The organism is Mycobacterium sp. PDNC021, from assembly GCF_048282635.1.
GTDB classification, from domain to species: domain Bacteria; phylum Actinomycetota; class Actinomycetes; order Mycobacteriales; family Mycobacteriaceae; genus Mycobacterium; species Mycobacterium llatzerense.
On sequence record NZ_CP182502.1, the window covers coordinates 5,626,932 to 5,649,480 of the forward strand.

Consider the following 22,549-nt stretch of genomic DNA (forward strand, 5'->3'; position numbering starts at 1 on the left):
TCATCCCGCCCGGTGCAGGGCAGCCGCTTCGAGTTTGTGGACGAAGTCGCTGATGTCCGCCGCGGTGGCGGCGTCGACGGTCTCCCATCCGACCGCGACGTCGTGTGCGACGCGCAGTAGCGCGGGCCCCTCGTCGATCAGGAGCCGGCTCAACCCAAGCGCGGCACAGATTTTCAGCGCCGGGGCCAGCACCCATTGGGCTTTCTCGTCCTCCCCTGCTGCCGCGAGACATCGGGCGTATTGAATCCTGGCCTGCAGGTGCGCACGGGGCCGCTGCAGCTTGTCGAGGTGATCGAGCCGGACGCGGGCGCGCTCGCACGCGGACGCCAGCGCCTCCGACTGACCGTCGAGCAAGAGCACCCTGATTTGCGCATCTTCCCTGAATTCGGCTGTCAGATCACCGATCTCATCGAGGTCTTGCAGGCCGTGGGCCATGACGCGCCGCGCCAGTGCCTTGTCGATCTCAGTCCCGGACAACGCCGCGACGCGAATGTGCGTCAGCTTCAACCCCGCCTCCAGGCGCGACAGTCCCAGCGCCCGGGCATGCCCGATGCCATCCGACAGTCGATGCTCAGCAGCGGCGCTGTCGCCGCGGGCATTCTTCAGATAGGCACCCGCGCGGTAGGTTGCGAGCATCACGTCGACGATGCCGCCCTCGTTGCCGAGTTCATGCGCCTCGTCGAGCAGGACCTCCGCTTCGTCGAGTTGTCCACGCTCATAAAGCAATTCGCCCAGCAGCGCGCCGGCGAGTTTCGCGATGTACGTCGGCCGGCCGGACGGCAGCAACGCAATCCTGATCGCGTGCCGCAGGTGCGCCTCGGCACCGGCGACATCGAGCTGCTCGTTCGCTGCCAGGGCTGCGATGAGATACCCGTAGCCGACGGTCATCGGCCCCGCGATGGACCGCCGATATTTGTTGGCCCACCGATGCCAGCGCAATGCGCCGTCGAAATCGAATTTGCGCAGTGCGGCGTACGACGCGGTGTACGCCGCGCGGCACAACACAAACGGCGCCAGGGTGTCGGCATGATCCACGCACGCTTGAGCAGCCGTCTCGGTGAACGCGTCGATGTGGTCGGCGTGTCCGGCCATCACCACGCGAAGCAGGTCCAATTCTCTTCGGACATCGTCGATTTCGTCGTCGTCCAGGAGGTCGATGTTGTCTTCCGCGAGCTGCAACGCGTCAGCCACACCGACCGGCCGACGAAGGACGACGTTCGCCCACGCCAAGTTGGCCTGCAGCCGCGGCCGCTCATCTGCCAGGTGCGGCAGCAGCTTGGCCGCCAGGCCGGTCAGCATCATGAGCTCGCATTGTTCGAGCAGATCGGGAGACACCTGCTCGACGGCATCGACGGCTTGTTCGTCGTCTCCCGCGAGCATCCAGTGATCGACAGCCTCGTTGTACATCCGATGCTTCATGAACCACCGTGCGGCAATCCGATGCAACTCGCTGACGCGGTCTTCATCGTCGCGCTTGAGCCGGTGCAGCAGATATTCGGAGAACAGGTTGGAGTACCGGAACCAGGTGCCCTCCGGGTCGGTCCGGCGGAGGAACAGGTCACGCTTTTCGATGTCTTCCAGCACGTCGCGGCTGCGCGGATTGCCGGTGAGGGCGGCCGCCAAGCCACTGCAGATTTGCGTGGTGATGCACGTCGCCGACAGGAACTCGACGAGTTCGGGTTCCAGGCTGTCGAGCACGTTGGACGTCAGGTAGTCGCCGATCGCCCTGTCCGATCCGGAGAGCCTGCCGACGATGGCAGCGGCGTCACCGCCGTCCCGCAGGCTCAACGAGGCCAGTTGCAGGGCCGCCGGCCAACCGTCGGTCGACTCTTCGAGGTCGGCGACCGTGGCGCCGGACAGGTCGAGTCCGCACCGATCGACCAGGAGGGTCCGCGCCTCACCGACGTCGAACCTGAGCAGCGACGCATCGATCTCGACCAGCTCACCCTGCACACCCAGCGTGCCCAGCGGCAGGCCCGTGCCCGTCCGGCTGGCCACGATCACGTGCAGATGGTGGCAGCCCTTCTCCAACAGGTAGGCGAGGGTGTCGAGGCTGTCGGCGCTGGTGACGCGGTGCCATTCATCGATCAACAGGGCCAACGTCTGTTTGTTGACGTGCAGCCAGTCGATCAGCATGTTGGGCACCTGCCGGAGCGCGGAATCCGGCCGTTCGTCGAATTCCTGCTGCAGCACGTCGGCGAGCTCCGGCAGCATGACGCGCACCGCCTCGATGAGATGCGCCACGAACCAGAGGGCATTGTTGTCGTCGCTGTCGACCGTCAACCAGGCCGCCTGCAGTCCGTCGCGGACCAGCGTCTCGCCCCACTGCGTCGCCAGCACGGTCTTGCCGTATCCGGCCGGCCCGTGGATGAGCACCAGCTTCGGTCGACGTCCAGAGCCGAGCCGGTCGAGGATGCGTTGGCGCGGCACCGGTGGGCGGCTGAACGTCGGCGGCCGGAACCTGGCCGGTGAGCTGGGCGGATAGGTGGACCGGCCCGATCCGTCGGTCCGCAGTCCGATCCCGCCGGTGGAGCGTCCCCCGGTATCCGGCGACGAATCCATCCCGTCGTACTCGACTTCCGGTAGCTCCAGCGGTACCTCGGAGATGTTCAGCCCGATGCGGGCGCCCGCGGCCCGCAGAAGCTCGCCGAACTCCGCGGCCGTTGCGGGGCGCTGGGCGGGATCGACGTTCAGTCCCTGCTCGAGCGCCGTACAGACCGGATCGGCGACCCCGAGCGGACGCAGGTCGGGCACCGGTCCGGCCAGGACGCGCTTGGCGAACGCGATCGGGTTTTCACCCTTCTGGAACGGGAACGGCGGCTCCCCCTTGAGCAAGGTGAAGATCGTGGCGGCCAGCCCGTAGATGTCGAAGGCCGCGGTGGGCGTCGCTCCTTCGAACAGCTCGGGCGCGGTGTACGACGGAGATCCGACGAAGACGCTCATGGTGGCTTCCCGCCCGCCCGCGATGCGCGCGATGCCGAAGTCGCACAGCTGCGGTTCCCCGTAGGCCGAGAGAAGTACGTTGGGCGGCTTGACATCTCGGTGCAGCACGCCGGCGCGGTGCGCGGTTTCGAGGGCCCCCGCCAGCCGCACCCCGACCGTCAGCGCCTCCCCGACGGCCAGCGGCCCGCGCTGCCGGATCCACGCCGACAGGGTGTTGCGGCCGAGGTACGGCATGACGATGAACGGCCGCCCGGTGAACGTCAGCCCGCTGTGCAGCACCGGCACGATGTTCGGGTGACCTGATACCCGTCCCATCGCCCGCTGCTCGCGCTCGAAGCTCTCCAGATCGACGTCGTCTGAGTCAGTGTTGAGGACCTTGATCGCGACGACCCGGTCCAGCGACGGCTGACGGCACCGGTAGACCACGCCGAACCCGCCGCGCCCGACAGGCTCGGCACCGTAGAAGCCCTCGGCTTCGAGCTCCGCGACGATGCCGGTCGCGACGCCGCGTTGCGTTTCGTCGGGTTCGGACACGTCAGACGCCTTCGGTTCGGTTGCTGCCTTCACTTTCAATTGTCGGCTCGGCGGGCCGGAATAGGGGCCACCCGTGGAAATTGATGCACCCTTTGTTCCGCAGAGACAACGATTCGGACCAGATCGGCAAAAGATTGTCTCGCCGGTACCTGGGTCGCGCCGCGCTCGCGCCGTACCGTTCTTTTATCAGCTTCCCGTTGAGAAACCGCCAAATATCAACGGACCAAATACATTTCACCAACCTCAGGAGTAGAACCATGTTCGAAGCCAAGTTCATCTTCGACGGCATCGTCATTTTCGCCATCGGCCTGTGGCCGCTGCTGCTGGTCGCCGCCGCCGCCGGTGTCCGCTGGTTCAACGCCCGTCGCGTCGCCGCCGCTGCCGCCGTCCACTCGGTCGCGTTGCCGCACGTCGCAGCGCCGGCCCGCGCGCGCACCCTGGCCTACGCCGGCAGCCAGTAGCAAATGCGGGCGTGAGCCCGCCCCTAAAGCCATAGAGTCGAGCGATGGCTCGCAGTCACGACACCGGGGTGCTCTCCGCCGAGACTGCCGCAATGATCGTGGACCGGCTGAGCGACAAGCTGCCGGCCATTGCCCGCTCCCTTCAGGAGTTGCTGGTCCAGGAGCGATCGGAAATGGCCGGTGAGGGCGAGCTGACAGCGCTGCTGTACGACGCGGTACAGGGCAATCTCGAAGCTTTCTTCCCCGCCATCCGCCACGGGATACCCATCGATCGCATCGAGCCGCCCACGGCTGCGCTGGAGCACGCGCGCCGGTTGGCGCAGCGCGGCACCGATGTGGACGAATTGGTCCGGGCCTATCGACTCGGGCACCAAGGCGTCCTCAAACTGATCCTCGACGAAGTCCGGGCCGCGCAGCTCGAGACCGAACTGGGGTGGCGGGTCTTCGAAGAGATCGCCGCCAGCTCGTTCACCTACATCGACCGGGTGTCGCACCAGGTGGTGACCGCCTATCAAGCCGAGCGCGATCGATGGCTGGCCAATCGGAACCAGATACGGGCTTTACGGGTACGCGAGGTGCTCGACGGCGGCGATCTCGATGTCGATGAGACGACCGACCTGATCCAGTACCCCCTGCACCGCAGCCATCTCGCGCTCATCGTCTGGTGCGCCGAGCAGGCCGACGGCGACGAACTGGACGCCATGGAGCGGTTCGTCACCGACCTGGCGGCCACTCTGGGAGCTCGGGAGCGACCCCTGTTCGTGGCGTCGGATCAGATAACCGGGTGGGCCTGGATTCCCTTTGCTTCCGATGCCGCCGACACCGCGGTGAGCCAGATCCGCGAATTTGTCCGGCTCCGGGCGGACGCGCCATGGCTGGCCGTGGGAAACCCGCTCGACGGGCTCACCGGATTCCGCCGGTCACACCGCGAGGCGATTGCCGCCCGTGCGGTGGCGATGGCACCGGGGGCGCCACCACGGCCGGTCACCGCTGCCGACGAACCTGGACTGTTCGTCGCAGCACAGTTCAGCTCCGACCTGGACAACGCCCGCTCCTGGGTCGCCCAGGTCCTCGGCCCGCTGGCCACGGATACCGACGGTGACGAGCGGCTACGGGAGACCCTCCGAGGGTTTCTGCGCAACAGCTCCAGCTTCAAATCCAGCGCCGACGAGCTGCACCTGCACGTCAACTCGGTGAAGTACCGCGTCCACCGCGCCATCGAGCGTCGCGGCAGACCAATCGAAGAAGACCGCATCGACGTGGAAGTCGCACTGCTGCTTTGCCATTGGTTCGGCACCGCGGTCCTCGCTCCTTAACGCAACCTGTGGATTCCGGCAAAGTCCGTACACCATCCGGGTCGACAGGGGACGCTGTGAGGAGAACCAGCAGTGCCACCAGGCGCTGCCGTAACCGAGGAGCGCTTGGTGTACGCACGCTCAACCACGTTTCAGGCCGAGCCGGCGTCGATCGATACCGGTGTTGCGTACATGCGCGACACCGTGCTGCCCGCTCTCGAGGAGCTAGGGGCGGCAGGAATGTCCCTGATGGTGGATCGGCGCCTCGGCCGGTGCATCGCCACCAGCGCATGGGAGTCCGAGGCGGTGATGCACTTGACGGCACACGCCGCCCGGCCGCTCGGGGAACGAGCAGCGGAGCTGATGCACGGCACCCGAAAGGAGATCAACGAGTGGGAGGTCACGGCACTGCACCGCGACCACCGCTCGCCGCAGGGCGCCTGCCTGCGGGTTGCGTGGTTCACCGTCGAGCCGCATCAGGCGGACCTCGCCACGGACTTCTACCGGACGTTGGTCCTGCCGGCGGTGCAGCAACTCGAGGGATTCTGCAGCGCCAGCCTCATGCTCGACAAACCATCCGGACTCGCCGTGTCATCGGTGACGTTCGACAGCGCCGCGGCCCTCGACCGCAACCGTGAGCAGGCCAGCGAGGTGCGCACCGAGAAGCTCGGGCAACTGGGCGGCAACCTGGTCGATATCTGCGAGTTCGAGCTGGCAATTGCTCATCTGCGAGTGCCCGAACTCGTCTGAACAAGACCGCCTGGACGGGTCATGGTCTTCGATTGACCGCATTTTCGAATCTATGTTAAATTCAATTTTATGACTGAGGCATACATCGTCGACGCCACCCGCACTGCTGTCGGCAAGCGCGGCGGCGGGCTGTCCGGCACACACCCCGCCGACTTGGCCGCGCATGTGATCAAGACCGTGGTGAACCGTCACGACATCGACCCGGAAGCCATCGATGACGTGATCTTCGGGTGCCTCGACAACATCGGTTCGCAGGCCGGTGACATCGCCCGCACCGCGGCCCTCGCGGCCGGCCTGCCCGAATCCGTCCCCGGCGTGACAATCGATCGTCAGTGCGGCTCGGCTCAGCAAGCGGTTCACTTTGCCGCACAAGCGGTTATGAGCGGCACGTGCGACCTCATCGTCGCGGGTGGCGTGCAGAAGATGAGCCAGTACCCCATCTTGAGCGCATTCGCCGCCGGCGAACCGTTCGGCGCCACCGATCCGTGGACCGGCTGCGAGGGCTGGCGGGCACGCTACGGAGATCAGGAGATCTCGCAGTTCCGAGGCGCGGAACTGATTGCCGCCCACTGGAAGCTGACCCGCGAGGACAATGAGCGGTTCGCCTTGACCAGCCACCAGCGCGCCCTCGCCGCCATCGCCGAGGGGCGCTTTGCCCGGGAGATCACCGAACTCGCCGGAATCAGCGTCGACGAAGGGCCGCGAGCCGACACGTCACTGGAAAAGATGGCCGGCCTGAAGCCTCTGGTGGACGGCGGCGTCGTGACCGCCGCAGCGGCGAGCCAGATCTCGGACGGCGCAGCCACATTGCTCGTCGCCTCCGCGAGTGCGGTGGACCGGTTCGGGCTCACCCCGCGGGCCCGCATCCACCACATGTCTGTACGCGGGGCCGATCCCGTGATGATGCTGACCGCCCCGATCCCGGCGACCCAGCACGCCTTGAAGCGTGCCGGACTGTCCATCGACGACATCGATGTCGTCGAGATCAACGAGGCGTTCGCACCGGTCGTCCTCGCCTGGCTCACCGAACTGAACGCCGACCCCGCCAAGGTCAATCCCAACGGCGGCGCCATCGCCCTCGGTCACCCGATCGGCTGTACCGGCGCCCGCCTCATGACCACGATGCTGCACGAGCTGGAACGCACCGGCGGTCGGTACGGGCTGCAGACCATGTGCGAAGGCGGCGGGCAGGCCAACGTCACCATCATCGAGCGGCTATAGGCCATGGAGCGCACGCTCTACACCGCGGACCACACGGCTTATCGCGAGACGGTGCGCGAGTTTCTCGCGCGTGAAGTCGTTCCCCATCAACATGATTGGGATCGGGACCGCTGGATCGATCGCGCCGTATTCGCTCGCGCCGCCAAAGCGGGAATCTACGCCCTGCAGATCGACGAGCAGTACGGCGGCGCCGGCGAATCCGACTACCGCTACCGGATGGTGGTGTGCGAGGAGGTCTCCCGGATCAACGCCTTGTCGTTCGGTCTGACCGTCAGCTTGCAGGATGACCTCGTTCTGCACTATCTGCTCGACCTGACCAACGACGAACAGAAGCAGCGCTGGCTGCCCGGGTTCGCGGCCGGCGAGATCATCGGCGCGCTGGCCATGACCGAACCCGGCGCCGGCAGCGATCTACGCGGCATTCGCACCACTGCCCGGCGCGAAGGGGACACCTGGATCCTCAACGGGCAGAAGACATTCATCTCCAGCGGCATCATGTCCGACCTGGTGGTCGTTGCTGCCCGAACCGATCCCGACGCGGGCTCGCGCGGATTCAGTCTGTTCGTCGTGGAGCGCGATACCCCGGGGTTCGAACGCGGACGCAAGCTCGACAAGATCGGGCTGCCCGCTCAGGACACCGCTGAACTGTACTTCCGGGACGCCGAGGTACCCGCGACGAACCTGCTGGGCGAAGCGGGAATGGGCTTGCCGTACCTGATGAGTCATCTCCCACGGGAGCGTCTCGGCGTCAGCGCCAAAGCGATCGCCACGACCCGCGCCATCTTCAGCAGCACCGTCGACTACTGCCGGCAGCGCCAGGCCTTCGGAAAGCCGCTCACGGACAAACAGCACATCAGGTTCGAGCTCGCCGAGATGTCGACGGAGATCGATATCGCGGAGTCCTACGTCGATCGTTCGGTGTTGGCGTACAACGCCGGAACGCTCAGCGCGATCGATGCGGCCAAGGGCAAATGGTACGTCAGCGAGCTGCAAAAGCGCGTGATCGACCGCTGCCTGCAGCTGCACGGTGGGTACGGCTACATGACTGAATATCCTGTGGCCCGAGCCTATCTCGATACCCGCATCCAAACGATCTACGGCGGAACGACCGAGATCATGAAGGAGATCATCGGCCGCGATATCGCGGCCTGCTGATTCTCAGTTAGGAGACCAGCTGTGGAGTTGTCAACCGAAGAGCGGCAGGTCGTCGCGACTGTGCGGGACTGGGTCGACCGCGAGGTGCGGCCCGTCGCACGCGATCTCGAACACGCCAATGAGTACCCGGAAAAGCTCATCGACCAGATGAAGCAGATGGGCATCTTCGGTCTGGCGATCCCAGAGCCGTACGGCGATGCGCCCGTGTCCACCCAGTGCTACGTCGGGGTGACCGAGCAATTGGCACGTGGCTGGATGAGCCTGGCGGGAGCCATGGGTGGCCACACCGTTGTCGCCAAGTTGATCCTGGCCTTCGGCACGGACGACCAGAAGAGCCGCTACCTCCCGCGGATGGCCACCGGAGAGATCCGGGCAACCATGGCGCTGACCGAACCCGGCGGCGGCTCCGACCTGCAGGCGATGACCACTGTCGCCCGTCGCGACGAGCACGGCTACGTCATCAACGGGGCCAAGACGTGGATCAGCAACGCCCGCCGGTCTCAGCTCATCGCGCTGTTGTGCAAGACCGACCCGGCGGCCACGCCCCGGCACCGCGGTATCAGCATCCTGTTGGTCGAACACGGTCCGGGACTGATCGTGTCCCGCGATCTGCCCAAGCTTGGGTACAAGGGCGTCGAGAGTTGCGAGTTGGCCTTCGACGACTTCCGCGCGCCGCTGGACACCGTCCTCGGCGGAGTGGAGGGGCAGGGCTTCGCGCAGATGATGAAAGGTCTTGAGACAGGCCGGATTCAGGTCGCATCCCGCGCGCTCGGCGTCGGTCAGGCCGCATTCGACGATGCGCTGGCCTACGCCCAGCAGCGCGAAAGTTTCGGCATCCCGATCTGGAAGCACCAGGCTGTCGGCGGCTATCTGGCCGACATGGCCACCAAGCTGACGGCCGCCCGTCAGCTGGTGCTGCATGCGGCGCAGCGGTTCGACGCCGGCGAACGATGTGACATGGAAGCCGGCATGGCCAAGTACTACGCGTCCGAGGTCGCCATGGAGGTGGCACTCAACGCCGTCCGCATTCACGGAGGTTACGGCTACTCGACCGAATACGACGTCGAGCGTTACTTCCGCGACGCGCCTCTGATGATCGTCGGCGAGGGCACCAACGAAATCCAGCGCAACGTCATCGCAGCGCAGCTCGTCGCCCGCGGTGGACTGACCGCCTGAGAACTGGCCACGCTGCCGACGAACCGGCCCTTCGCCAACCTCGGATGGCGAAGGGCCGGAACAGCATCAGGCCGTCGGCGAATGCATGGCCCGAATCTTGTCGACGACGATCTTGGCCGTCTCGGCACACGCCGTCGTCCCGCCGTTGGCGTACTCCTTCACCGCATCTCCGACATTCCACAAGTTCGCGATCGGGGTGTCGTGCGGTAGGTCGAAGCCGGCGACGGCGCGCTGCGGCGGCCAGCCGTCGCGGGTGACCGCGATCGACAGGATGCGGGCATCGGTGAAGCCGTCGATCTCCTCGCGCAGATCAGCCAGTAGCAGTTCGGTTTCCGCGTTCTCGTCGAAGTCGCCGACTGCGGGTTTGGGCACCGAGGTCCCCGCATAGAGGTGCCAGCCCTCCGGCGCCATCTCGGGACACGTCTCGGTGAAATTCGCGACGTAGCACAGCCTCCGGGTCTTCGCGAAGCTCAGCATGCCCGGAGCTTTCAACAGCTTTCGCCGGCTGGCGAAGTTGACGGTGATCATCGAGCACGGCCGGTTTGCCGCATCGACCTTCGCGACGTAGTCGGCGGGCAGATTCTGGCTGCCGACCAGCTCGACCGTCGCGAACGGACCGATATCACTCACCACGAAACCGCAAGAGATATCGACGGTTTCACCGCCATGGACGACGGTGGCTCCGGTGATCCGCCCGTCCGTCAGGTGCAGCTGCTGCACCTCCGACGAGAGCCAGACCGCTCCCCCGTTCTTCTCCACCACCTCGGCGAGCGCCTGCCAGATGCCGACGGTGCCCTCAGGGCAGAAGCCGAACTTCTTGAATGCGCTCTTGCGAGTGAAGTACGTCAGAAACACCCGCGCGGGCAGTTCCTCGGAACCCACCGCGAAGACCGATCCGCACATGTTGCGGAAGATGCCGTGCACCGACTCGTTCTTGGTGTACTTGGCCACCCAGTCGGCTGTCGACAGCTCGTCTTCCGGCAAACCCGAATCGTTTCGGGCCGCGCCGATTCCACTCACCAGCTTCGCGCCCTGGCGCGTCAGCTTGGACAGCAGGAATCCCCAGCCACCACCGGTCACGTCGACGTCTTTATCGCCGATGCGGTAAAGAATCGGCGGTTCCGCGGCACGGACGTCGAACTTCGCGCCGACCTCGTGGAACGTCTCCTCGGTGAGGCCGCCGGTTTCGATGACGATGGCGCCGTTGTTGACCTTGAACCCGTCGATGTCGCGCGTCGATGCCCGCCCGCCGACGACCTCGAGCCGCTCGACGACCAACGTCCGGTAGCCGAGGTGCGAAAGCCGCGCCGCGGCGAACAGCCCGCCCGCGCCGGCGCCGACGACGAGTGCGTCAAATGTGTTTGGCATGGATTCTCCTCAGTACGAAGCGGGCAGGTCGAGCATGGTTTGGGCGACGAAGTTCAGCACCATCTCGCGACTCACCGGTGCGGTGCGCATGAGACGGGCCACGAACCACAGTTCGGCCAGTCCGTACTCCTTGGAAAGTCCGTTGCCGCCATGGGTTTGGATGGCCTGGTCGAGCGCCTTCAGCGACGCTTCAGCCGCGGCGTACTTGGCGATGTTCGCCGCCGCAGCAGCGTTCCCGCCGTCATCGAATATCTGCGCGGCACGTTGGGTGGCCAGGCGGGCGAGCTCGACCTGGATGTGGCAATCGGCGATGGGGTGCGAGATACCCTGGTGCGCCCCGATCGGAACCGACCAGACCGCACGGTCTTTCGCATAGGCGACGGCTTTCTCGACCGCGTAGCGGCCGATGCCCCCGCTGAGCGCCGAAGCCAGAATCCGCTCCGGATTGAGCCCGGCGAACACCTGCCTGAGCCCGTTGCCGGCGGTACCGATCAACGCTTCGGGCCCGGCCCGAACGTCGTCGAAGAACACGGTGAACTGATGATCCGGAGAGGTCACCGTCGTCTCCAGCAATTGGAGTGTGACTCCCGGCGCATCGGTGGGTACCACGAAGAGCGACAGCGGGTTCCGCCCACTGTCCGCAGCGGTTCCGTCCCGCGCCACCACGAGCAGTGAGTGCGCTTCGTCGGCGGCGGAGATGAAGTACTTGCCGCCGGACACCACCCATCCGTCGCCGTCCTGGCGGGCGGTGGTCTTCACCTGGTGACTGTTGGACCCGGAATCCGGCTCGGTCAGCGCAAACGCCATCTTCAACGAGCCGTCGGCGATGCCGGGCAGCCAGCGCTGCTTCATCTCGGGCGAGCCATGGGCGGCCAGGATCGAACCGCAGATAGCCGGCGAGATGACCGTCAAGAGCAGCGGAATGCCATGTGCGGCCAGTTCTTCGATGACGATGGCCAGCTCGGACATGCCTGCACCGCCACCGCCGTATTCCTCGGGCAGGTGCACCCCGAGCAACCCGGCCGCGCCGAGGTCCGCCCAGAGTTCATCGACCTTCCCACCGGCGCGCGAACGTTCCAGGAAGTACTCCGCGCCATATTTGTCGGCGATCTTGGCGACCGTGTCGCGAAGCATCGCGTGGTCGGCACTGTCTACAACCAGGCTGGTGAGCGTCATTTGATCCACATTCCGTCGAGCTGCTTCGTAGTACTTTTGAATCTATAATAAAATAATGACCTATGGGGGTCAACGCTGCCGCCGCGGCGACAGTGTCAACCCAGTTCGCTACCCACTACCGCGACGAGCGATACGCACGCTCCCGGCCGCCCACCGAGATTGTGCGTCAACGCCATTCGAGGCTCGGTCAGTTGCCTGCCGCCGGCCTCGCCACGAAATTGCAACCAGCATTCATAGAGCATGCGCAGCCCGCTGGCACCGACCGGATGGCCGAACGACTTGAGGCCGCCGTCGACGTTGACCGGCAACCGCCCGTCGGCATCGAACTCACCGGCGAGGCTGGCCCGCCAGGCATCGCCCCGGTCGACGAACCCCAGATCCTCCATGAGCACCAGCTCCGTCGGAGTGAAGCAGTCATGCACCTCGGCGAAAGAGAGTTCCGCACGCGGGTTCTCGATCCCGGCCTGCGCATACGCGTCACGTGCCGACCGGACGACTTCGGGGAAGGTGGTGAAGTCGTAACCGGGGTCCACCGCGCCCCGTCCCGGCCCGGCCGCCAGCGCAACCCCTTTCACGTACATGGGCCGTTCGGTGTACTCGGCCGCGCGCTCTGCGGGAACGATGACCGCGCACGCCGCGCCGTCGGATACGCCCGAGCAGTCGAACACACCGAGCCGTCCGGCGACGATGGGCGCGTGCGCGATCTTCTCCTTGGAGACCTCTGAACGGAACTGCGCCTTCGGGTTTCGCGCCCCGTTGCGATGGTTCTTCCAGGCGACGTGAGTCATCGCATCGCGCATCGCGGCGGGGTCGACACCGTAGCGGGCGCAGTAGGCCGGGTCGAGCAACGAGAACGCCGCCGGTGCGGTGAGCGAAAGCTCCGAAGCGGTACCGTCGCCCGGCGGATCGCCCCGCAGCAGTCCCGAGTAGCCCGAGTCTTTCAGCTTCTCGACCCCCACGGCCACCACCATGTCGTAAGCACCGGATGCGACGGCGAAGCAGGCGTTGCGGAAGGATTCGGATCCACTGGCGCAATAGTTTTCGACCCGCGTCACCGGGGTGTAGTCCAAGGCGAGCGCCTTGCTGACAGTGAGCCCACTCTGGCCGGTGGCCAGCGTGCCCAGCCAGTACGCGCCGACGCCGGCCCGATCCAGCTTCGGGTTGGCCGTGAAGCATTCATCGATCGCCTCGATGATGAGATCTTCGGCAGACGCACCGAACCGTTCGCCGAATCGGGTACATCCCATGCCCACCACAGCGACCTTGTCGCGGATGCCGCTGCTACTCACAGGAGTTTCGCCTTCCAGAAGTAATTGTGGACACCGCCCGCGCTGTGCAGACAGCGGAACGTCAAACCGACGCGTGAGCCGACAGCGATGCGGTCGGCTCCACCATCCGCAAGCTCGAGGGTGTAGCGGCCGCCGCCGTCGAAGTCGACGACTGCTCCGACGACGGGCGGCGCAAGCGAGTAGGCAAGCCGGTCCACCGTGAAGGTCGCGACGGTCCCGGCCTCCGCACGCAGCGGCCGCCGCGTCATCTGATCGACGACGCCGCACTTCTTGCAGACCCGCACCGGCGGTAGATGAACGAACGAGCAAGCAGTGCAGCAGCTTGCGGCAAAACCGAACTTCCAATCGCGCTCGCGAGCAGACGGCGGCGCTGCGACCCGGTCGGGTTCCGGTCGCCGCGGCGGCTCCTGCTCGAGCAGTCCGCGCCACGTCACGTACGTCAGGTAGTCGACGTCGGCACCGGCCGCAAGCTGCTCGGCCACAGAGACCGCCTGACGCCGGACCTGCGCGGTGACGCGCAGGGCGATGGCGTCGGCCCCGTCCGCCGCTGAGATCACCACGATCGTCTCGTCGGGTTGCGCGACGTCCAGCACGTTCGCCAGTGCGATGCCCAGATCAGCGGCGCCCGCGTGGCCTACGGGCGACGTCGTGAACGTACGCGCGGCCCATTTCCGCACCGCGGCGTTCGGCGACACCACGACCACGTGATCCGGCTCGTCGACACCCACCTGGGACCGCACCGTTTCGATCAGCGGCAGATATTCCTCGAAACCGAAGCGCTCCTCCCAGTGCGTGCCCGTACCGCCGGGGACGCGCCAGCGGTCGAGGAATTCTGCTGTCGCGCCGGCATATCCGATGATGTCGGCGATCGTGTCACTGTCGCCGAACAGGAAGGCCGCCGCGGCGTCGGCACCGTCTTTCTCGTCGGAGGACCCGGCACGCCCGACCCGGACATCGGACATCACCGCCATACCGCCCGACGCCGACGCGGCCCGGAATGCCGCGACGGCGCTGCGCGCCGACCCCACCATGTCGACCGCAAACGCGCCAGCCGACAGGCCGAGTGCGGCGTGGATGGCGGTGGCGTTCGCCTTGTCCGCGTACGCAGGCGTGGTGGACGAGAAATACAGGGCGCCGCCCGGCCTGTTGCCGAGCGCTGCCTGCGCGGCGGCGACACCCAGCGTCGTGCTGTCCTCATCGAACGACGCGACGACCCGACGGCCCCGCAACCGGTGTGACGGCAGATACGTGGCGTACGAGACGATTCCGGTCACGGCGCCTCGACGATCGCCGCCATGCCCTGGCCGCCGCCGATGCACATCGCTTCCAGCGCATATCTGCCGCCACTGCGACGTAATTCGTGCGACAGCGTTGTGAGGATCCGCACGCCGGTCGCACCGATCGGATGCCCGAGTGAGATGCCGGAGCCGTTGACGTTGAGCCGGTCGAGATCGTCGAATCCCCAGCCCTTCATCACTGCCAGCACCTGAACTGCGAACGCCTCGTTCAGCTCGACCAGATCCATGTCATCGAACGACAACCCGGTGCGGGCAAAGAGTTTTGCCACCGCCGGCACCGGCCCGATACCCATCACCCGCGGTTCGCAGCCCGCCGCGGCCCAGCCACGCAGGAAGGTGAGCGGCTCCAGACCGAGCTCGTCGAGCCGATCCTCGGCGACCACCAGACACGCCGCGGCGGCATCGTTCTGCTGGCTGGAGTTCCCGGCGGTCACGGTGCCCCCGGGTGTGATCGTGCGAAGTCTCGCCAACGAATCGGCGGTGGTATCAGGGCGGATGCCTTCGTCTTTCGCGAAGACGATCGGGTCGCCTTTCCGCTGCGGCACCTCGACCGGCACCACCTCGTCGTCGAACCGTCCGGATTCCCATGCGGCAGCGGCCCGTTGGTGACTACGCGCGGCGAACTCGTCGGCGGCAGATCGGGAGATGCTGTACTCGGTCGCGAGATTCTCGGCGGTTTCGATCATTCCGCTGATCGCTCCGAACCGCCAAGCCGGCTGCGAGCGTTCCCGTCCCCGATCCAAGCGGTCGTAGAGCGTGGCGTTGCCCGATCGCGAACCCCACCGTGTCGATTGGGTGTAGTACTCGATGTTGCTCATGCTCTCGACGCCGCCGGCGAGGACGACGTCGACAGCTCCGGTCTGCACCATCATCGCGGCGGTGACGACTGCCTGTAATCCGCCGCCACACCGACGGTCGGTCTGAAAACCGGGCAATTCCACCGGCAGACCGGCATCCAGTGCTGCCCACCGGCCGATGCACGGCGCTTCGGAATTGGCGTACGACTGGGCCATTGCCACGTCGTCGATCCGCGCCGGATCGATACCCGACGTCTCCACAACGGCTTTCAGGATCGTGGACGCCAACCGCTCGGCAGGCACAGAGCGCAGCACTCCGCCGAACGCGCCGACCGGGGTACGCAGTGGGTTCACGATTGCCGCGCGTCTCATGATGTTCCTTCCAACAAGGCTTCTCGGTGGTCGGGATGTGCGATCTCGACCATGCGGCGGCGCCGCTGCGCCAATGGCTGTCCACGTAGATCCGCGATGCCGTATTCGGTGACGAAGATTCCGGCGTCCGCCCGCGCTGTCGACACCGGCCCGGACAACGCCGCGACGATCCGGCTCGCGGGTAGCGCGACGATGGGCAGTCCGCCCGATGACCGCGCTGCGGCACGCAGGAAGTCTGCCGCGCCGCCGACCGCACCGACGTACGTCCCGCCGGCGATCTCGGCATTGACCTGACCGGTCACATCGACCTCGACCGCCGAGTTGACGGCCACGAACTTTTCCTGTGCCGCAAGCACATCGGGGTCATGCGTGTAGGACGCCGGGCGCAACCCGATAGCCGGATTGCAATGCGCGAAGTCGAATAGGCGGCGAGTCCCGATGAGAAACGCCGCGACCCCACCGCCGGCCGCCCCGACCTCGATGAGCCCGGCAGCGCCGTCGCTGAGCTGCCCCGAATGAAACCTCAGGTCGCGCCTGTCTTTCAGTTCGCCCAACATCATTTCCGGCACCGCGCCGATACCCAGCTGCAAGGTCGCCCCGTCCTCGATCAGGCCGGCAGCCAGCTCGGCGATCCGCATCGTGGTCGCGTCGACCCGACCCGCCGGCGCCTCCACCGGCGGCCGCGAGCTCTCCACCAGCACATCGATGTCAGCGGCGGTCAGATAGCGCGAGCCGGCGACGAAGGGAACCTGGTCGTTCACCTCGGCGATCACCACTCGCGCGACATCGATTGCGGCGGTGAGATAGTCATGCGCCAGGCCCAGGCTGTGATTGCCGTCCAGGTCGGGCGGCGATACCTGCACGAGCACCACGTCCGCTCGCAGCGGTCCGTGTGACACCAGCCAGGGCAGTGTCGAGTAGTGGCCCGGATAGATGTCGAGCACGCCCGCCTGCACCAATGCGCGGTTCGCACCGGTGCCGCAATAGCTGACGAACCGGATGTGATCGGCGTGCTCGGGCTTCGCGGTGCCCGCAAATTGGATACCCAGGAAAGCCGTTATGCCGCCGAGAGACTCACACTGCGCCGTGAGCGCCTCGGTGAGGGTCAGGGGCTCCGCACAAGCCTGCCCCCAGACGACCGTGTCGCCTGGACGAATGAGTGCACTGAGGTCGATCATCCTTCTTTCCATCGGTCTGCGGACGGGTCGAGCAGCTTCTGCATGTGCCCGTCCGGCAGCCACACGATGGTCTCGAGTTCAAGCGCGTCGAGGAAGCGCACTCGCCCGGTCTTGAGGTCGGTCAACGACAGCCGGGGACTGTTCCCGACGCGGTCGACTCGCACCGCGACCTGCGCGAACTCGTTGTGGACGACGTCGCCGGCATCCATCAGATCAGGAATCCCAGAGTCGGCAACGCCTCGTCGTAATTCACCAGCATCACCGTTTTCCGGGCCAACTTCAGCTCGCCTTCGACACGTCGCAGCAGGTAGGTCACGCGGCCGGCCCAGGTCTCGATGCCGCGTGACTTCGATTCGTAGAGCACGAAGTTCGCGCCGACGGTGGACTCGTCACCCTCCGCCGCGAGGATTTCGATGTTGGAGATGATCCGGCGCAGGTTCGATGCCGGCGCTTGCGCGTACCGCTTGCCGGTGCGCAGCTGCTGCAACCGCGTCGAGATCCGACGGCGGTTGTCGTAGATGACCGACACGTGGTGCTCCGGGTCTGCGAGCGATCCCGCGGCAGGCACCCAATACAGCGCGTCGTCGGTCCACAAGGCCTCCCACGCGTCGTATTCGTGCTCGTCCGCAAAGCGGGCCTCGCGGTAGATGAATCGCTCGAGCTCGCGCAGGTCTGCTCCGGTCGATGTCGTCATCATGGCTCCATCAGCGTCTTGTAGTGCGCCCAGAAGGCGCGCATGGCCGTCTCGTCCGTGGCGCCACCGATCTGAAAGCCGTTCTCGTCCTGGCGCTCCCGGACGGTGCCGCGGCGGATGTCGAGCCATTCGGGCAGCAGCTGCGCGACGCCGGCCTGGTTGCGTTCGTACATCTCGGTGTCGTCGGCGAGCAGCATTCCGGCCGGTCCAACCGATCCGATGGACTGCGAGAGCATGCGCTTGTTGAGCTCTGGCGCCCCCTCCAACTGAACGGCGGTCGAGTATTGGATGCACTCACCGGCGGACAGCGGCTGGATGTTGAAGACCTGAATCTCGGCGATGAAGAGGTTCGGGAACACCATCACGTGCGGGCCACCCTCGATGAGGATCTGCTCGGCCGCGTCGCCGTGGACTGCTCTCATTCTGGCCACGTAGTCAGGGACCCGTTCGGCCGTCGTGCCGAACCATCGCATCGGTTCGGCGAACTTGCGGAATTCCGGCCGGAGGTCGTTCTCACTGTGCCCGTTTCCGAGCGCGCGGGTGACGGCGGTGGACTTGTCGCTGTAGAGCGGGCCAATGGTGCTGCCGGTCACCGAGAAGATCGAACCGTGCACGAACTGCGGGTGGTAGCCGTCGGTCTCGTTCTCCGCCAACAGCTTCCAGTTGGCGCGGGTCTTGTGCTTGAGCCAGCCGGCGTCGAGCCGCACCTGGCCTGCCGGCGACAGGCGTGCCAGCCGGTCCATCTCGCCGGCAGCGGCGCCGAGATGTTCCAGCAGCGGCGGTACGTCGGGGTTGAAGCTGCCGAACACGAAGCCGTGGTAGCTGTCGACTTTCGGCAGGCGCCCGAGGCCCAGGTCCAGCTTGCCGTCGCCGTAGCCCTTCTTGAACGGGTAGCCGACCAGCGCACCGTCATTGCGGTACGTCCAGCCGTGATACGGGCAACGGAACGATCCCGAGTTGCCGCTCGCGTCGTCGCACACCAGGTTGCCGCGGTGGGCGCAGCGGTTCACCAGCAGGTGGACGTCGCCTTCACGGCTCCGGGTCATGATGATGTCCTGCGGGCCGATCTGCTTGCGCACGTAGTCATTCGGCTGCGCGATCTCGCTCTCGTGGCCGACGAACACCCAGCCGCCGTACCAGATGCGCTCCAGCTCTTCGGCGAAGATGGCGGGGTCGGTGTACAGCGAGCCGTGCACGCGGGTCGGCTCGATGAGCCGTGAATAGTCGACAGCGGTGGTCATGGCTTCTCCTCAGCAGCCCCGGAATCGGGGCGGACGACGGTCATGGAAAGCGACGACGCCTTCGTCGAAGTCCTCGGTGTCGAACAGGCGCACTGCCAAGTCGACCTCGTGGTCGAGCATCGCCAGCGGCGCACCGGGCCAACGGGTCAATGCCCCTTTGATCTCGCGAACCGCAAGGGGCGCGAGTGCCGAGATCCGCTCGGCGTCAGCAAGTGCCGATGTCAGCGTCGAACCCGACGGCACGAGCGCATCGATGAGGCCGAGCTCAAAGGCTTCCGCGCCAGACAGCTTCTGCGGCAACAGCATCAGCTGCCGCGCCTTTGCCGGACCGACCCGTGCGGGCAGTGATGCGAAAATGCCCATGTCGCCGGCCAGGCCGACACCTGTGAAGGCCGTGGAGAACACCGAGTCCTCGGCGGCTACCACTCGATCGCAGGCCAGCGCCAGCGAGACACCGGCACCGAACGCGGCACCTTCCACCGCGGCGACGACCGGCGTGCCGCCGGTCCAGATGGCCCGAACCACCCGGGCGGCGGCTTGAGCACGCGGCCGGCTCTCTGTCTCCGGCATCCGGCGCATGGTCGAAATGTCACCGCCGGCACAGAAGCTCGCGCCCGCACCCGTCAGCACGACAGCCCGAATATTGTTGTCGGCCATGGCATCTTCGAGTTGACCGGCCAGTGCCACGCGCAGTGGTATGTCGATCGCATTCCGCCGGTCGGGCCGATTCAGCGTGATGACCCGGGTGTGCCCGTGATCAGCGACCGTTACGACGTCGTCCATGTCATTTCCCGACGAACCGGGGCGGTCGCCGTTCGATGACGGCAGCCAGCCCTTCACGTGAGTCTGCTGTGCCGGACAGCTCAGCCACGGTGCGTGCCTCCTCGCCGAGTCGCTGCACCACGCCGGCACCCAGGCCGCCCCACATCAGCCGCTTGGTCGCACCCACCGCCTTGGGGGCCATATCGGTGAATTGTTCTGCAAAGGAACTCAATTCATCACCGAGCTGGTCGTCGGGCACGACCTTGGTGAGCAGGCCGATGTCGAGGGCCTGCTGTGCCGACAGCGTCGGATTGGTGAGCACGATCTCCATGGCCTTGCGGAGCCCGACAAGTTGGGTGAGTGTCACCGACACACCGGCGTCGGGCGCCATCCCGACACGGACCGCACCCGACATGAACTTCGCGGATTCAGTGGCGATGACGAAATCCGATGCGCAGACCAGCCCGAATCCGCCGCCGCCCGCGGCGAATCCGTGCACTCCGGCGATTACCGGTACCTGTAACTGGAGCAGTGCATCGACGGCCAGCTGCAGCCATGCGGTGGCCTCGCGCAGGTAATCCGGCAGCGCCTCACCCTTGGACGCGAATGTTCGAACGTCGCCGCCGGCGCAGAAGTTCTTGCCTTCGCCGGTGATAACGACGGCGCGGATGGCGGGATTGCCGTGGCATTGCATGATCACGGCGTGCAGTGCCTGCAGGAAAGGCACATTCATGCCGTTGGCGGCCTCGGGCCGGTTCAGCCGCAACCGCGCGACGCCGTCGTCCGCGACGTCGAGAAGCACCAATTGCTCAGCCACGCCCCACCCCTGTTCCGGTCATCGCGACGTGTTCCAGCACCGCCTCGCGCTCCAATGCCAATCCGTCGTCGAGCGGTTGCCGCAGCCCCTGGTAGATCAGGGCCTTGCTGCGCGCAAGTGCAGTGCGGTCCCTGGTCGCCAGCCGCTCGGCAAAAACCGTTACCGCCGAGTCGAATTCGTCACTCGCGAACACGCGGTACGCCAGTCCCCAGTCGAGTGCTTGGGCGGCCGTCAGGCTGTCGGCGGTGAGAATGTGGGCGAGTGCTCGTTGCCGGCCGACCAGTCGCGGCAGTCGCTGCGTGCTGCCGCCACCCGGAATCTGGCCGAACTTCGCATGGATGTCGGCAAGCACGGCATTTTCGTGCAGGAGCACGATGTCGGCTGCCTGGATGAGTTCGAAGCCTCCGGCGGTCGCGAAACCTTCGACCGCGCAGATCACCGGTACAGGCAGCGTTTCGATGCTCGCGCAGGCACGCCGGAAGTTGTCGAAGAGCTCGGCCATTGCAGCGCGGCCGAGCGCGCGCAGACGTCCCAACTCGTGGAAATCCCCTCCTGCGCAGAAGTTCCCGCCGGCACCGCGCACCACGACAACGTCAGCGCTGGCAGCGGCCTCGTGCAACGCATCTTCCAATGCAGCCCCGAGGGCGACGGTGATGGCGTTGCGCTGCTCGGGCCGGTTCAAGGTGACCGTGGCCACCTTGCCGGATACCTCGAGCAGAACCGGCTTCGTCACGAGTAGTACCGCGCAATCGATTCGACGACACACGCCGGCTTGTCGGAGCCCTCGATCTCGATGGTCGTCGTCAGCTCGCCCTGGACACCGCCAGGCACCACCGTCACCGGTCCGACCACGGCAGCAGCCCGAATCTTCGAACCGACCGGCACCGGCGAGACGAAGCGGACCTTGTTGTAGCCGTAATTCACCGCCATCCGCACCCCCTCAACGCGGTAGAGATCGTGTACCAGCACCGGTGTCAGCGACAGGGTCAGCAACCCGTGGGCGATCGCAGTTCCGAAGGGCCCCTGCGCGGCCCGCTCTGGGTCGACATGGATCCACTGGTGGTCACCCGTCGCATCGGCGAACTTGTTGACGCGCTCCTGATCGATCGTCAGCCAATCCGTCGGCCCTAACGACGTCCCCTCGGCCGCTGCAAACTCATCGATACTTTGGAAAACCTTCATGCACATCGCCTCCATGCGTCCATTGATTTTTGAATATAGATTAGAACTCGCGGACCCGTCAATCGCGCTCGACCGCGCCCGTCGACGATGGAGACCGGCCCCGACGACCACCCGCACACCCTGCGGAGATTTGCCTACCGTTTCCCATATAGTTGAACGATGGCTAGAAAATCGGCCCAGGCCGCGGCGCCGGAGGACGGTAGCGACGCGGACTCGAAGTCAGCGCGCACCCGTCGACGCATCCTCGATGCCGCCGCGCACGTGCTGAGCACCAAGGGCTACGCGGGCACTCGGCTGACCGATGTCGCCGAGCACGCGGAACTGCAGGCGCCGGCGATCTACTACTACTTCCCCTCCCGCGAAGACCTGATCGAAGAGGTGATGTGGAGCGGCATCGCCGACATGGCGCGGCACCTGCAGACGGTGCTCGACGAGCTGTCCTCCGAAACCTCGCCACTGGACCGGATTCTCGTCGCCGTCGAGACACATCTGCGCCACGAACTCGAACTGTCCGACTACGCCACCGCGTCGATCCGCAACAGCGGCCAGGTCCCCGAGCACCTGCGGGCCCGGCAGCTGGCAGAGGAGGCCACCTACTCCGCCATTTGGCGCAAGCTCCTCAGGGCAGCCCATGCCGAGGGCCAGCTCCGCGACGATCTCGATCTGACGGTCGCACAGCTCCTGATCATCGGATCGCTCAACTGGGCGGCCGAATGGTGGACACCCCGCCGCGGGTCGGTGGACTCGGTCGTCCGCAACGCGACGACGTTCGTCCGCAACGCCATCGCCGCACCCGGCGCCGACGAGGACGTATCGCCGCGTCACAAACGCGCCAAGTAA

General features: G+C 66.1%; 21 protein-coding genes. 7 read left to right on the top strand and 14 right to left on the bottom strand.

Annotation, left to right across the window (positions count from 1 at the left end):
* Positions 1-3,477, bottom strand: coding sequence for a protein kinase domain-containing protein (locus tag ACNO8X_RS26920; RefSeq protein WP_418003471.1), 3,477 nt, complete (start codon positions 3,475-3,477; stop codon positions 1-3).
* Between the two features lie 257 nt (positions 3,478-3,734).
* Here ACNO8X_RS26920 and ACNO8X_RS26925 point away from each other — a divergent pair, with 257 nt between their 5' ends.
* The 6 genes from ACNO8X_RS26925 (at position 3,735) to ACNO8X_RS26950 (ending at position 9,535) form a co-directional block, all read left to right on the top strand.
* On the top strand, positions 3,735-3,938 hold the full coding sequence (locus ACNO8X_RS26925; RefSeq protein WP_418003472.1) for a hypothetical protein: 204 nt from the start codon (positions 3,735-3,737) through the stop codon (positions 3,936-3,938).
* 44 nt (positions 3,939-3,982) lie between these two features.
* On the top strand, positions 3,983-5,254 hold the full coding sequence (locus ACNO8X_RS26930) for a PucR family transcriptional regulator (protein ID WP_418003473.1): 1,272 nt from the start codon (positions 3,983-3,985) through the stop codon (positions 5,252-5,254).
* Positions 5,255-5,362: 108 nt separating this feature from the next.
* Complete coding sequence (locus tag ACNO8X_RS26935) at positions 5,363-5,983, top strand: hypothetical protein (RefSeq protein ID WP_043390719.1); 621 nt, start codon at positions 5,363-5,365, stop codon at positions 5,981-5,983.
* A 69-nt stretch (positions 5,984-6,052) separates the two neighbouring features.
* The gene (locus ACNO8X_RS26940; protein ID WP_418003474.1) at positions 6,053-7,204 is read left to right on the top strand and encodes an acetyl-CoA C-acetyltransferase; all 1,152 of its coding nucleotides are present in this window, start codon (positions 6,053-6,055) and stop codon (positions 7,202-7,204) included.
* A gap of 3 nt (positions 7,205-7,207) precedes the next feature.
* Entirely contained in the window at positions 7,208-8,359 is a 1,152-nt protein-coding gene (locus ACNO8X_RS26945) for an acyl-CoA dehydrogenase family protein (RefSeq protein ID WP_418003475.1), read from the top strand.
* Positions 8,360-8,380: 21 nt separating this feature from the next.
* The gene (locus ACNO8X_RS26950; RefSeq protein ID WP_418003476.1) at positions 8,381-9,535 is read left to right on the top strand and encodes an acyl-CoA dehydrogenase family protein; all 1,155 of its coding nucleotides are present in this window, start codon (positions 8,381-8,383) and stop codon (positions 9,533-9,535) included.
* A gap of 66 nt (positions 9,536-9,601) precedes the next feature.
* Here the strand turns inward: ACNO8X_RS26950 and ACNO8X_RS26955 are convergent, their stop codons facing one another.
* The 13 genes from ACNO8X_RS26955 to ACNO8X_RS27015 form a co-directional block, all read right to left on the bottom strand.
* Positions 9,602-10,903: a phytoene desaturase family protein gene (locus ACNO8X_RS26955; protein ID WP_418003477.1), complete on the bottom strand. Its 1,302-nt coding sequence runs from the start codon at positions 10,901-10,903 to the stop codon at positions 9,602-9,604.
* A 9-nt stretch (positions 10,904-10,912) separates the two neighbouring features.
* Positions 10,913-12,079 carry an acyl-CoA dehydrogenase family protein gene (locus ACNO8X_RS26960; protein WP_418003478.1) on the bottom strand — a complete coding sequence of 389 codons (1,167 nt, stop codon included), beginning with the start codon at positions 12,077-12,079 and terminating at the stop codon, positions 10,913-10,915.
* Between the two features lie 95 nt (positions 12,080-12,174).
* Positions 12,175-13,368: an acetyl-CoA acetyltransferase gene (locus tag ACNO8X_RS26965; protein ID WP_418003479.1), complete on the bottom strand. Its 1,194-nt coding sequence runs from the start codon at positions 13,366-13,368 to the stop codon at positions 12,175-12,177.
* Positions 13,365-14,642 (bottom strand): OB-fold domain-containing protein, encoded by a 1,278-nt coding sequence (locus tag ACNO8X_RS26970; RefSeq protein ID WP_418003480.1) that lies wholly within the window; start codon positions 14,640-14,642, stop codon positions 13,365-13,367. Before ACNO8X_RS26970 ends, ACNO8X_RS26965 begins: the two co-directional genes overlap by 4 nt.
* Positions 14,639-15,835, bottom strand: coding sequence for an acetyl-CoA C-acetyltransferase (locus tag ACNO8X_RS26975; RefSeq protein ID WP_418003481.1), 1,197 nt, complete (start codon positions 15,833-15,835; stop codon positions 14,639-14,641). The genes ACNO8X_RS26970 and ACNO8X_RS26975 overlap by 4 nt, the downstream gene beginning before the upstream one ends.
* Positions 15,832-17,013, bottom strand: coding sequence for an acetyl-CoA hydrolase/transferase family protein (locus tag ACNO8X_RS26980; protein WP_418003482.1), 1,182 nt, complete (start codon positions 17,011-17,013; stop codon positions 15,832-15,834). Before ACNO8X_RS26980 ends, ACNO8X_RS26975 begins: the two co-directional genes overlap by 4 nt.
* On the bottom strand, positions 17,010-17,222 hold the full coding sequence (locus ACNO8X_RS26985; RefSeq protein WP_043983981.1) for a hypothetical protein: 213 nt from the start codon (positions 17,220-17,222) through the stop codon (positions 17,010-17,012). Before ACNO8X_RS26985 ends, ACNO8X_RS26980 begins: the two co-directional genes overlap by 4 nt.
* Positions 17,222-17,707: an aromatic-ring-hydroxylating dioxygenase subunit beta gene (locus ACNO8X_RS26990; protein WP_418003483.1), complete on the bottom strand. Its 486-nt coding sequence runs from the start codon at positions 17,705-17,707 to the stop codon at positions 17,222-17,224. The genes ACNO8X_RS26985 and ACNO8X_RS26990 overlap by 1 nt, the downstream gene beginning before the upstream one ends.
* Positions 17,707-18,948, bottom strand: coding sequence for an aromatic ring-hydroxylating oxygenase subunit alpha (locus tag ACNO8X_RS26995; protein WP_418003484.1), 1,242 nt, complete (start codon positions 18,946-18,948; stop codon positions 17,707-17,709). Before ACNO8X_RS26995 ends, ACNO8X_RS26990 begins: the two co-directional genes overlap by 1 nt.
* A 9-nt stretch (positions 18,949-18,957) precedes the next feature.
* Entirely contained in the window at positions 18,958-19,731 is a 774-nt protein-coding gene (locus ACNO8X_RS27000) for an enoyl-CoA hydratase/isomerase family protein (protein WP_418003485.1), read from the bottom strand.
* Between the two features lies 1 nt (position 19,732).
* Positions 19,733-20,527: an enoyl-CoA hydratase/isomerase family protein gene (locus ACNO8X_RS27005; protein WP_418003486.1), complete on the bottom strand. Its 795-nt coding sequence runs from the start codon at positions 20,525-20,527 to the stop codon at positions 19,733-19,735.
* A complete protein-coding gene (locus tag ACNO8X_RS27010; protein ID WP_418003487.1) occupies positions 20,520-21,260 on the bottom strand; it encodes an enoyl-CoA hydratase/isomerase family protein in 741 nt (246 codons plus the stop codon). The genes ACNO8X_RS27005 and ACNO8X_RS27010 overlap by 8 nt, the downstream gene beginning before the upstream one ends.
* Positions 21,257-21,709, bottom strand: coding sequence for a MaoC family dehydratase (locus ACNO8X_RS27015; RefSeq protein ID WP_418003488.1), 453 nt, complete (start codon positions 21,707-21,709; stop codon positions 21,257-21,259). The genes ACNO8X_RS27010 and ACNO8X_RS27015 overlap by 4 nt, the downstream gene beginning before the upstream one ends.
* A gap of 159 nt (positions 21,710-21,868) precedes the next feature.
* Here ACNO8X_RS27015 and ACNO8X_RS27020 point away from each other — a divergent pair, with 159 nt between their 5' ends.
* The gene (locus ACNO8X_RS27020) at positions 21,869-22,549 is read left to right on the top strand and encodes a TetR family transcriptional regulator (protein WP_418003489.1); all 681 of its coding nucleotides are present in this window, start codon (positions 21,869-21,871) and stop codon (positions 22,547-22,549) included.